The sequence below is a fragment of the Pseudomonas sp. MSSRFD41 genome (assembly GCF_014230245.1).
Taxonomy (GTDB): domain Bacteria; phylum Pseudomonadota; class Gammaproteobacteria; order Pseudomonadales; family Pseudomonadaceae; genus Aquipseudomonas; species Aquipseudomonas piscis.
In genome coordinates, this window is the sequence record NZ_JACKZK010000048.1 from 1 (window position 1) to 11,721 (window position 11,721).

At 62.4% G+C, this 11,721-nt stretch carries 5 protein-coding genes, 1 rRNA gene and 1 pseudogene; 3 read left to right on the plus strand and 4 right to left on the minus strand.

Annotated features, from left to right (window positions below; translation table 11 throughout):
* Positions 1–4,992 (plus strand): annotated as a pseudogene (locus tag H7A76_RS31850) (LapA family giant adhesin); the annotation flags it as partial.
* A gap of 161 nt (positions 4,993–5,153) precedes the next feature.
* Positions 5,154–5,492, plus strand: coding sequence for a tryptophan synthase subunit beta (locus H7A76_RS31855; RefSeq protein ID WP_185702203.1), 339 nt, complete (start codon positions 5,154–5,156; stop codon positions 5,490–5,492).
* 41 nt (positions 5,493–5,533) lie between these two features.
* On the opposite strand, the gene lapD is transcribed toward H7A76_RS31855, so the two are convergent.
* Both lapD and lapG read right to left on the minus strand, forming a co-directional pair.
* Entirely contained in the window at positions 5,534–7,480 is a 1,947-nt protein-coding gene (gene lapD, locus H7A76_RS31860; RefSeq protein WP_185702204.1) for a cyclic di-GMP receptor LapD, read from the minus strand.
* A 14-nt stretch (positions 7,481–7,494) separates the two neighbouring features.
* A complete protein-coding gene (lapG, locus tag H7A76_RS31865; protein WP_185702205.1) occupies positions 7,495–8,187 on the minus strand; it encodes a cysteine protease LapG in 693 nt (230 codons plus the stop codon).
* Between the two features lie 232 nt (positions 8,188–8,419).
* Here lapG and H7A76_RS31870 point away from each other — a divergent pair, with 232 nt between their 5' ends.
* The gene (locus tag H7A76_RS31870) at positions 8,420–9,184 is read left to right on the plus strand and encodes a thioesterase II family protein (RefSeq protein ID WP_185702206.1); all 765 of its coding nucleotides are present in this window, start codon (positions 8,420–8,422) and stop codon (positions 9,182–9,184) included.
* 69 nt (positions 9,185–9,253) lie between these two features.
* Here the strand turns inward: H7A76_RS31870 and H7A76_RS31875 are convergent, their stop codons facing one another.
* Complete coding sequence (locus H7A76_RS31875; RefSeq protein WP_185702207.1) at positions 9,254–11,134, minus strand: methyl-accepting chemotaxis protein; 1,881 nt, start codon at positions 11,132–11,134, stop codon at positions 9,254–9,256.
* A gap of 462 nt (positions 11,135–11,596) precedes the next feature.
* Positions 11,597–11,712 (minus strand): 5S ribosomal RNA (rrf, locus tag H7A76_RS31880).
* Between the last annotated feature and the right edge of the window lie 9 nt (positions 11,713–11,721).

Here is an 11,721-nt window from a genome sequence, read left to right on the forward strand (position 1 = left end):
GGCAACTTCGAGAATCTGGTGACCAACCCGGCGCCAGCTGTCACCAACGTCACCGACACCATCGACGACTCCACCGTGTCGCTGAAGGCCACGCCTTCGGCAGCCGAGGGCGGCCAGATCACTTACACCGCCACCGTCACCGCCCCAGTGACGGGCTCGCCTGTGACCGTCACCCTGGCTAACGGTGAGAAAATCACCATCCCAGTGGGTGAAACTACCGCCTCGATCAACGTTACTGCACCTAACGATGCGCTGGTTGGCCACAGTTCGGTGACCAACTCCATCACCGATGTGAGCGGTGGGAACTACGAGAACCTCGTAGCTGATAAGACTCCGGTCAATACCACCGTGACCGACACCGTCGACACCACCAACCTGTCGCTGACGGCTACACCGTCCGTGGCTGAAGGTGGCCAGATCACTTACACCGCTACCTTGACCAACGCTGCCGGTACTCCGGTCACCGTGACCTTGAGCAACGGTGCGGTCATCACCATCGAAGCGGGTAAAACCACTGGGACCGTCACCGTTCCGGCTCCGGCCGATGACGTGTACAAGGACGCCGGTAAGGTTGAAGCGACCATTACCAAAGCCGAAGGCGGTAACTTCGAGAAGCTGGTTCCAAGCACCACGCCAGCCGTGACCGACGTCACCGATACCATCGATACCTCCACCGTGACCCTCAAGGCCACGCCTTCGGCGGCCGAAGGCGGAACCATCACCTACACTGCTACCGTCACCGCGCCGGTCACCGGTTCGCCGGTGACCGTAACCCTGGCCAATGGTGAGAAAATCACCATCCCGGTTGGCGAGAGCACTGGCTCGGTGAGCATCACGGCCCCGAACGACGCGCTGGTCGGCCACAGCTCCGTGACCAACTCGATCACCGACGTCAGCGGCGGCAACTACGAGAAACTCGTAGGGGACAAGACTCCGGTCAATACCACCGTGACCGACACCGTCGACACCACGACCCTTAGCCTCAGCGCTACCGGCACCGTGGCCGAGGGCGGCTCGATCGTCTACACCGCCACCTTGAGCAACGCCGCCGGCACGCCGGTGACCGTCACCCTGAACAACGGCGCGGTCATCACCATCGCCGCGGGCAAGACCACTGGTACCGTGACCGTCGCCGCGCCAGCGGACGACGTGTACATCGACGCCGGCAAAGTCAACGCCAGCATCAGCGGCGCTACCGGTGGCAACTTCGAGAAGCTGGTCACCGATACCACGCCGGCCGTGACCAACGTCACCGATACCATCGACACCACGTCGGTCAGCATCACCGGTAGCGCTTCGGTGGTCGAGGGCCAGGCCGCCAGCTACACCGTGAGCCTGCCCCACCCGGCGCAAACCGAAGTCACCCTGAAGATCAGCTACAGCGGCACGGCCACCGACGGCTCGGACTTCACCGGCGTCTACACCGTGAAGATCCCGGCCGGCGCCAGCAGCGCCACCTTCAACGTGGCGACCATCGACGACAAGATCACCGAGAGCACGGAAAACTTCGTGGTCAAGATCGACTCGGCCACTGGCGGCAACTTCGAAAAACTGGTGGTCAGCGGCACCAACGGTAGCGTCACCACGTCGATCATCGACAACGACGCGCCGCCGGTCATCGACCTGGATGCCAACAACTCCAGCGGTGCCACCGGCGCCGACTACAAGGTCACCTTCACCGAGGGCACCAGCGGCCCTGGCGTGTCGATCGCCGATACCGACCTGAGCATCACCGATCCGGACAGCACCATGCTCACCGGCGCCACCATCGTGCTGACCAACCGTCAGCCCGGGGACTCGCTGAACCTGGGCAACAGCGTCAACGGCATCACGATCAACGCCAACAGCAAAGACGGTTCGATCACGCTGACCCTGTCGGGCAACGCGACCCTGGCCGACTACATGCAGCAGATCAAGAACATTACCTTCACCAACAACAGTGAAGATCCGAGCACCACGCCACGGACCATCACCGTGACCGTGACCGATGGCAGCAACTACTCCAACGTCGCCACCACCACGGTCAACGTGGTGGCGGTCAACGATGCTCCGGTAGCCACCGGCGGCGCCGTGACCGGTACCGAAGACACCGCGCTGACCCTGACCTGGAACAACTTCGGCGTCAGCGATGTCGACAGCCCGGCGTCCAGCCTCGGCGTGAAGATCACCCAGCTGCCGAGCGACGGCAAGCTGCAGTACCTCGACGGTTCGACCTGGAAGGACGTGGCCAACAACCAGACCTTCAGCAAGGCCGATATCGATGCCGGCAAGCTGCGCTTCACGCCTGATGCCAATGAATCCGGCACCAATGGTTATGGCGGCCACGGCGTGGGCAACCAGCAGGCGGATTACGCGCAGATCAAGTTCCAGCCCACCGACGGCCAGGCCCTGGGCAACACCGGCACGGTGACCATCGACATCACTCCGGTGGCCGATGCGCCGAGCTTGGGCGTGGCGAACAACAATGTGGACTCCATCGGCCTGCTCAAGGAGACCTGGACCAGCCTCAACGGCCTGGGAACCAACGGCAACGGCATTACCGGCGACGCGCTCAAGGCGGTGTTCGACAACTCCGGCAAACCCACCAGCAGCACGACGGTGACCAATGCCCAGTCCGATGCCAGCGTCCCAGGGGGCAGCGGTTCGAAAACGTCCGGCCTGATCTACCTGGAGGCCGGCAAGACCTACAGCTTCAGTGGTACCGGCGACGACAGCCTGCTGATCACCATTGGCGGCAAGAACGTGGCTACCGCTCTCTGGGGTTCGGGTGGCGGCATCAGCGGCTCGTTCACCCCGACCACCAGCGGCTACTACACCCTGGACATCTACCACGCCAACCAGAGCGGTCCGGGGAGCTATGACGTCAACCTGTCGGTCAATGGCGGTGCACCAGTCGACCTGAGCAACGCCAACATCCCGATGTACCCTAACGAAACCGCGCTGAACAATGCCGGCGTCACCCTTTCCGAGCTGCACGGCAGCAACGGCGAGGGCTACTACGACGGCTACAAGTTCAATGAAGGCGCCGAAGGCGGCACCGTCAAGCTGGCGAAGATCACCACCGCACTGACCGATACCGATGGCTCGGAAACCCTGAGCGTGAAGATCGGCGGCATCCCGGCCGGCTCGGTACTCAGCGATGGCGCCGGGCACACCTTCACCGCGACGGCAACCAACGGCGAGGCCAACGTCACCGGCTGGAACCTGGGCAGCCTGACGGTCACTCCGCCGCCTTACTACAACGGCACGTTCAACCTCAACGTGACCTCGACCTCCACCGAGTCCCTGGGCGGCTCTGCCAGCACCTCGGCGCAGATCCCGGTCAAGGTCTACCCGGCCGTGTACAACCCGGTGGTCGGCACTTCCGGTGACGACACCTTCACCGGCACCGAAGGCAACGACATCGTGGTCGCCGACATCGGTGGCCTGACCGTGGTCCCGGGCACCAACTACAACATCGCCTTCATGGTGGACACCTCGGGCAGCATGGGCAGTTCCATCAACGCGGCCAAGGAGTCCCTGGCGTCGGTGTTCAATACCCTGAAAAACAGCATTGGCGGCGCCGGCTCAGGCACGGTGAACATCTTCCTCGCGGACTTCAGCTCCCAGGTCAACAAGTCGGTTTCGGTGAACCTCAACGATCCGAATGCCCTGAACCAGCTCAAGGCCGTACTGGACTCGATGAAATCCGACGGCGGCACCAACTATGAAGACGTGTTCAAGGCCACGGCCAACTTCTTCCAGAGCAACCAGGCCACCAGCAACACCAATGCCAAGAACCTGACGTACTTCATCACCGACGGCAAGCCGACCTACTACCAGGCCGGCGAGCAGACCAACCCGACGCTCTACAACGGCGGTCCGAAGCTCGATGATGTGATCGACGTCAATAAGTACAAGCTGGGCGATAGCTTCACTGTCCGTCTCGATGACACCCATATCTTCAGCGTGAATGCCAACGGTACGGTGGTACTGCAGACCTACAGCAGCAACTGGTGGGATAACGGCTGGAATAGCGCGACCCTTGGAACCCTGCACGCCCAGGGCGATGGCACCTATGAGCTGTCGTACCGTGCCGGTTCAGGCAGCAGTACCGACTGGAGCACCACCAACAACTCCAATTCCGGCTTCGCGTTGTTGAGCAAGCTGTCGGAAGTGGAGGCCATTGGCCTGAACAGCGGTGTCAGCCTCAACGACCTCAAGCCGTATGACACCGATGGCAAGCCGCAGACCAACATCGATCCGAAGGACCTGGCCAACTCGATCATCGGCCATACCGAGGCCACCATGCCGGGGGCGGATACCGTCAACGGCGGCAATGGCAACGACATCCTGTTCGGCGACCTGGTGAGCTTCAACGGTGTGGCCGGCGAGGGCTACCAGGCCATGCAGGCCTATGTGGCCAAGCAGACCGGGGTCGAGGTGAGCAAGGTCACTGCTAGCAACGTGCACCAGTACATCACCGAGCACTACACCGAGTTCGATGTGTCTGGCAGCCACGATGGCAACGACACGCTGCTGGGCGGTGCCGGCAATGACATTCTCTTCGGCCAGGGCGGCAACGATCTGCTGGACGGCGGCAAGGGCAATGACATCCTGCTGGGCGGCACCGGCAACGACACTCTCATCGGAGGCAAGGGCAACGACATCCTGATCGGTGGTTCAGGGGCCGATACCTTCGTCTGGAAGGCCGGTGACACTGGCAACGACGTGATCAAGGACTTCAAGGCCAGCGAGGGTGACCGGATCGACCTGCGGGACCTGCTGCAAGGCGAGAGCGCCAGCACCATCGACAACTTCCTCAAGATCACCACCGTGGACGGGGTCTCGACCCTGCAGGTCAGCTCCGAAGGCAAACTCAACGCCGCCGGCGGCCTGGCCAACGCCGATGTGACGATCAAGCTGGAAGGCAACAACTGGTCCAATGCCAGCATCAACTCGTTGATCGCCGGCAGCGATCCGACCATCAAGATCGACCACAACAACAGCTGATCGGCTCCTGGCCACCGCCGCTCGCCAGCGGTGGCCAGGCCCCGGCAGACAGCAAGCGCCGTGACGATTGGCCCGGCACAACGCATACTCGCTTCCTGAGTACCGCGTTGGCCTATGCTGCCGGCGGCTAGACGCTGAGAAAAATGCCTGAGGGATATGCCATGTTCTACGTGCAACGCGATGCACAAGGTCAGCTGATTCGCGTGGAAGCCGCCGCTTACGCCGAAGCCACCGAGACGCTGCCCGCCGACCACCACGAGATCCAGACCTGGTACGCCAACGAGGCGGTGGAAGTCAGCCTGAAGCAGCTCAAGCACAGTGACCTGGATATGATCCGGGTGCTGGACGACCTGATCCAGGTCCTGACCCGCAAGGGCGTGATCCGCATCACCGACTTGCCGGAAGCGGCCCAGGTCAAGCTGCTGGACCGCAGCAACGCCCGTGAGGCGCTAGGTGGCTTGAGCCGCTTGATCAACGATGATGAAACCGGATTGATCTGAATCCGCCCTACCGGCCTGCCGGCGGGGCGTGATCCGGCTCCTCAATTCCAGGGCGCGGGCTCGCCGAACAACTGCCCCTGTACCCCGAACAAGCCCATTTCACGGATCACCTGCAGCTCGCCCTGGGTCTCGACCCGCTCGGCGATCAGCGGCAGGTCTATGCTGTGGGCGGCACGCTGGATGGCTTCGATGAACAAGCGCTTGTCGCTTTCCTGATCGATGTCGCGGATGTAGCTGCCGTCGATCTTCAAGTAGGCCAGGCCCAGGCGCGCCAGGTTGCCGATCATGCTGAAGCGGCCGCCAAAACGCTGCAGGCTGAGGGAGAAGCCCAGCTCGCGCAGTTGCCGGGTCAACTGCTCCAGGCGGGCCTGGTCCGGCAATTGCTCCTCGCCGATCTCCAGGGTCAGGCGAGGGCCCAGGTCGGCGTGCTGGCGCAGAAGGTCGAAGACCCGGTTCAGCGCGTGCGGATCGGCCAGGGTGGCGGCCGACAGGTTCAACGCCAGGGACTCGGAATGGCCTGCCAGATGCCCGAGCACCTGTTCGAGCATCAGCAGGTCCAGGCGCGAGGTCCAGCCGAAACGCTCCAGCCAGGGCAGGAAGCGCCCGGCGGGAATGGTTTGGCCCTGTTCGTCGAGCAACCGCGACAACACCTTGTTGTGCAAGACCTGCGAGGTATCCCGGACCGCCACCACCGGCTGGAAATACAGCTGGAAGCGCCGTTGCGAAAGGGCTTGGTCCAACAGTTTGTGCCAGGCATGGTGATCGTCCCCGACCTGGGCGCTGGCGCTCTGGTCAAGACAAGCCCAACTGGCATCGCCCTGGGCCTCGGCCTGGGCCAGGGCCTGGTCGCCAAGGCTCAGCACCGCCTGGGGCGAATCGCCATGGGCAAAGGCCGCCAGGCCAATGGACGCGACCGACGCCACATCGGTGGCGCCCGTGGCGTGCAGGTTGCCCAGGGCGCTGTCCAGGTTCTGAGCCAGATGGATGGCTTCCTCGCGCACCAGGCCAGGGGCCAGCACCGCGAACTCGCCACCACGGACCCGGGTGACCAGGTTGTGGGTCTCGGGATACTTGTTGCATTCACGCAGCAGCTGTTCACCCACCGCCACCAGCAACTGGTCGGTGCGCTGTCCGCCCAGGCGCTGGTTCAGTCCGGCCAGATCCTTGACCCGCAACAGCAATAGGTAGCCGGAGTTGGCCTGCTCCGGATTGCTGACCCGGGCATGCAGCTGCATTTCGAAATATCGCCGGTTGGCCAACCCGGTAAGGCTGTCCTGGTAGGACTCGGCGCGCAGTTTTTCGCTGCGCTCGGCCTGCTCCTGGAATAGCGCCTTGAGCTTCTCCACCATCTGGTTCATGGCCTGCACCACCCGGCGCAGCTCGGGGGTCCGCGGCAGTTCCGGCAGGCTGAGGAACTCGCGCCGGGCAATGGCATGGGATTGCTTGACCATGTAGTCCAACGGCCGCAGTTGACGACGCAACAACAGCGCCCCGAGCACCGCGCTCACCGCTCCGCAGATCAACAGCCAGCCCAAGCTGCCCAGGGCGCTCTGCCACAGCTTGGCCACGGCGAACATCGGGTGGCTGAGCACCTCGACCCGGGCCGCCTGCTCCCAGCCACGGCTGACGATGGCATCGCCACCGGCCGGCTCCAGGCCGATGAGGCTGACAAACCACTGGGGCACGTTGCCCACTTCGGGAATGCCGCTGCGTTCGACGATGGTCTTGTCGGTGGCCAGGTCCACCACCCGGATGCTGGCGTAGTAGCCGCTGTCGAAGATGGAGCTGACCATCAGCTCGACCATCGCCGGGTCATCGATATTCGGCGTCAGCGAAAGGGCCAGGGCGGTGGCCGCATCCTGGGCATGGGAACGCAGTTGGTTGACGTACTGGGTGCGCGAGCTTTCCAGGCTGACCATGAAGCTGCCGCTGAAGGCCACCACCAGGAACACGCAGATTGCGATCAGCAGTTGTTTGAACAAAGACATCTGGGCTCGTGCTCCTAGTTAGTCGTCTCGACCGGGAATCCTTCGGCCTGCATTTTCTTCAGTACATCCTGCCAACGCGACAAGCGCTTGGTGTCACCGACACGCTTGTTGCCCTTGGCTCCCGACAGCCACAGCCCTTCGGCATTGAAGGAGTACACCGGCAACAGGTCGGTTCGCTCGCTGGCCGGGCGGATCGAGTCCTCCAGGCTGTCGAGTACCAGCGGCATGGCGTCCGGGGTGGAATAGTAGGTCAGGACCATGTGTGCGCGGTTCTGGCGCAGGGCCTTGACATAGGTGATGCGCAATTTGTCACTGGCGACTCCAAGGCGGCGCAGGCTGAAATACTTGGCGATGGCATAGTCCTCGCAGTCGCCGGCGCCCTTCCACAAGGCCTCGATCGGTGTTTCCCAGTAGTCCACCTGGTGCCAGAGGTCGATATCCTCGACATAACGCATGTTCTTGTTGAAGAACAGGTTGACCACTTTCAGTTGCTCGCGCTCGGCCACCTGCTTCTGGGTCGCCAGCAGGTGCTGCCAGGCGTCGATGCGTTGCTGGCCTTCGCCCAGGGGCCCATAGAGCGCCGTGGCCCGCCGGCTGATCAGGGAGAAGTCCCAGTCGGCGTGCAGGCCGCCCAACAGCACGCCGGCCAGCAGCAATGCCGAGCCGAACCAGCACAGGGTCCGGGAAAGAGCTAAACGTGCCGCCAATGCGTCGCATCCAAGGGAGCTTTCGTGAATTGGCTGATGGTGAAGGCTGGCCCGGCAAAAAACAATGGCACCTTGAGATCGGTCACCGGCAGAATGTGCTCCGCGGCGGGCAGCCGTCGCCTGCTGTGCACGAGAGCCTGACGAGCGCGTGCATTCATCGGCATCAGCCACTATTTTAGATGCCCTGTCGCGCCGGAAGAGGAACTGCCGGCCCCATGCTTAAGGAAAAGCTGTGGATACCGATACCCGACAATGGACCCTGGTGGTCAACTCTGGACAAGCCACGCAGATCCGCCTGATCTGTTTTCCCCAGGCCGGGGCCGCCGCCGAGCAACTGCGAGTCTGGTCCAGCGGATTGGCCGATCATATCGAACTGGTGGTGGTCAATTTGCCAGGGCACGGCCCGCGACGCTACGAAGCTCCCTGTGACAACTGGCCGAGCCTGCTGGAAAATACTTTCGCGGCGCTGGCCCCCTGGCTGCAGAAGCCCCATGCATTGTTCGGCCATGGCCTGGGAGCGCTGCTGGCCTATGAGGCCTGCAAATATGCCCAGGAGCGGTTTCCCCGGCAAACCCGCCATCTGTTCGTCTCCGGCTGCCGCAGCCCTGACAGCCTGCCCCGCCGCCCCTTGCTGCATACCCTGCCCGATGCGGCCTTTCGCGAGGCGATCCTGACCTTGGGTGGCAGCCCCCTGGAGATCCCCCGTGGACAGGACGACCTGCAAGCCTATGAGCAATTGCTGCGCACCGGCCTGAAGCTCTTCGAAACCTGGTACGACACTTCCAGTGGTTGCCTCAACGTACCGATGACGGCCTTCTACGGAAGCGAGGACCCACTGGCGACCGCCAGCCACATGCTCAATTGGCGGGAGTTCACCACCCGCGAATTCGAGCTGATCGAGGTGCTGGGCAACCACTTCTTCATCAAGTCCCAACGCCAGCGCCTGCTGCAGGTGATCAATACCCACCTGGGGCTGCTGGGCGAACCCCTGGGCTGAATCCCGGCCATGAAAAAGCCCGCCCTGCCATGAGGCAGGAACGGGCCTTGAGCACCCCAGGGGCGGGCTTCAGATCTTGAAGCTGTCGACCAGTTGCTTCAGGCGGCTGGCCTGTTGCGACAGGGCATCGCAATCCTTCAGCGTTTCATTGAGGTTGGCGACACCTTGCTGGTTCAGCAGGTTGATCTGGCTGATGTCGATGTTGAGGGCTTCCACCACCGCGGTCTGCTCCTCGGTCGCGGCAGCCACCGACTGGTTCATGCCGTCGATCTCGCCGATGCGCTGGGTCACGCTGATCAGGCGGGCGCCGGCCTGGTTGGCCACTTCGACACTCTGTTCGCTGGATACTTGGCTGGCGTTCATGGTGGCCACCGCCTCGCGGGAACCGATCTGCAGGGAGGTGATCATCTTGTGGATCTCTTCCGCCGACTCCTGGGTGCGATGCGCCAGGTTGCGCACCTCGTCGGCCACCACGGCGAAACCACGGCCGGCTTCACCGGCCCGGGCCGCCTCAATGGCGGCGTTGAGTGCCAGCAGGTTGGTCTGCTGGGAGATGCCCTTGATCACGTCGAGGATATGCCCGATGTTGTCGGTGCTGGCGTTCAGGGTCTCGATCTGGGTGCAGGACAGGCTGATCTTCTGCGACAGCTCGGTCATCGCCTGGATGGTCTGCTCGACCACCTGGCGCCCGTCGTCGGCCTGATCGCTGGCGCCGCTGGCGTGCTCGGAGGCGTCGGCAGCGTTACGGGCGATTTCCTGGGTGGCGGCACCCAGTTCGTTGATCGCCGCCGCTACGCTGTTGGTACGGGCGCTCTGCTCATCGGAGCCGATGATCGAGGCGTTGGACGATGTCATCACCCGCTGGGACAGATCGTGGACCTGGCGGGTGGCCGAGGACACTTCGGAGATCGAGGCGTGGATACGCTCCACGAACTGGTTGAAGGAGCTGCCCAGTTCACCGAACTCATCCTTGCTCACCACCACCAGGCGACGGGTCAGGTCGCCCTCGCCCTGGGCAATATCCTGCATCGCACGACCCATGGTCACCAGGGGGCGCATCAGGACCTGGATCAGCAGGGTCAGCAGCACGGCGATCGTGCCCACGGCGATGAACATTGCGATCAGCGCCGAGGTACGGAACTGGCTAAGCGGCGCATAGGCCTTGTCCTTGTCGATGGACAGGCCGATGTACCACTCGGCGTTCGGCAAGCCGGTCACCGGAGTGAAGGAGAGAATGCGCTCCTGTTTGTTCAGGACCACTTCCTGGTTGCCGTTCTCGATCCGTACGTTGGCGCCAGGGTAGATGTCCTTGAGGTTCTTCATCACCTGGTCCTTGTCCGGGCTGACGATCACCTGACCGTCGGCGCTGACCAGGAAGGCATGGCCGAGGCCGCCGAAGTCCACCGAGTTGATGATCTTGACCAGGGTCTCCAGGCTCAGGTCACCACCGACGACGCCCAGCAACTCGCCCTGCTTCTTCACCGGCATGGCGATGGTCACCACCAGACCACCGACAGCCGCCATGTAGGGCGGGGTCAGCATGGTCTTGTCGGCAGCGACAGCTTGCTTGTACCAGGGACGCTGGCGTGGATCGTAGCCGTCGGGCATCTTCGCGTCGGGACGCTGGGTAAAGGTGCCATTGGCCTGGCCAACGTAGGTGAACTGGAAATTCGTGGTGAAGGCCGGCTGGTCGACCAGGCCCGGGAAGTCGGCGTTATGCCCCTGATGAGCGACGTTCTGCGCCAGGTTCTCGAGCACCAGAATCCGTCCGCTCATCCAGTTCTGCACACTGCTGGAAGTGAGCTCGCCGGCTTGCTGGATAGAGGATTCGAGGTTCTGTCGGATGGTAGTGCGTTGCAGGTAGTCGTTGTACAGAGTGAACAACGCAAAAGCCAGAACCACTACGCCAGAGGCGGCCAAAAGGATTTTATGGCTGAACTTGAGATTCATTTCATGGGACTTCTTATGCCGAAAGTGGGGATGCGTACGGAATGCAACATTCCAGGTAACAGCGCAGGCGACATTCTCTGACCGCTCTACTTGGTGCACGCATGTCTCAACACTCTGTCGGCAAGAATCCTCGAACCCTTAGGGAATTATCTGAATTACTCGCCTAATTTATCAGAATACCGCCGAGCGGCACGCTAGAGCGGTCGTGACTCTTGTGCTGGAAGACTTGTCCACAGGAAGTACCAGGCCTGGCACCGCCTGGAGAAGTAGCATCGAGGCCAAGGGCTGTGGGTAAGTCGCCTGTAAGGTTGACTCTGTAGGACAACTTCAAAAGGCGGCAAGCCGAGCCCGGGGATGATAGGTACGCAGGGAAAGGGAATGCCCAGGGGGGGCTCGCTCAGGTTTTCTGATCTGGAAAAACAAAACCCCAACTGCTTTCGCAATTGGGGTTTCGGAATTTAATCTTGACGATGACCTACTCTCACATGGGGAAACCCCACACTACCATCGGCGATGCATCGTTTCACTTCTGAGTTCGGGATGGGATCAGGTGGTTCCAATGCTCTATGGTCGTCAAGAAATTCTGT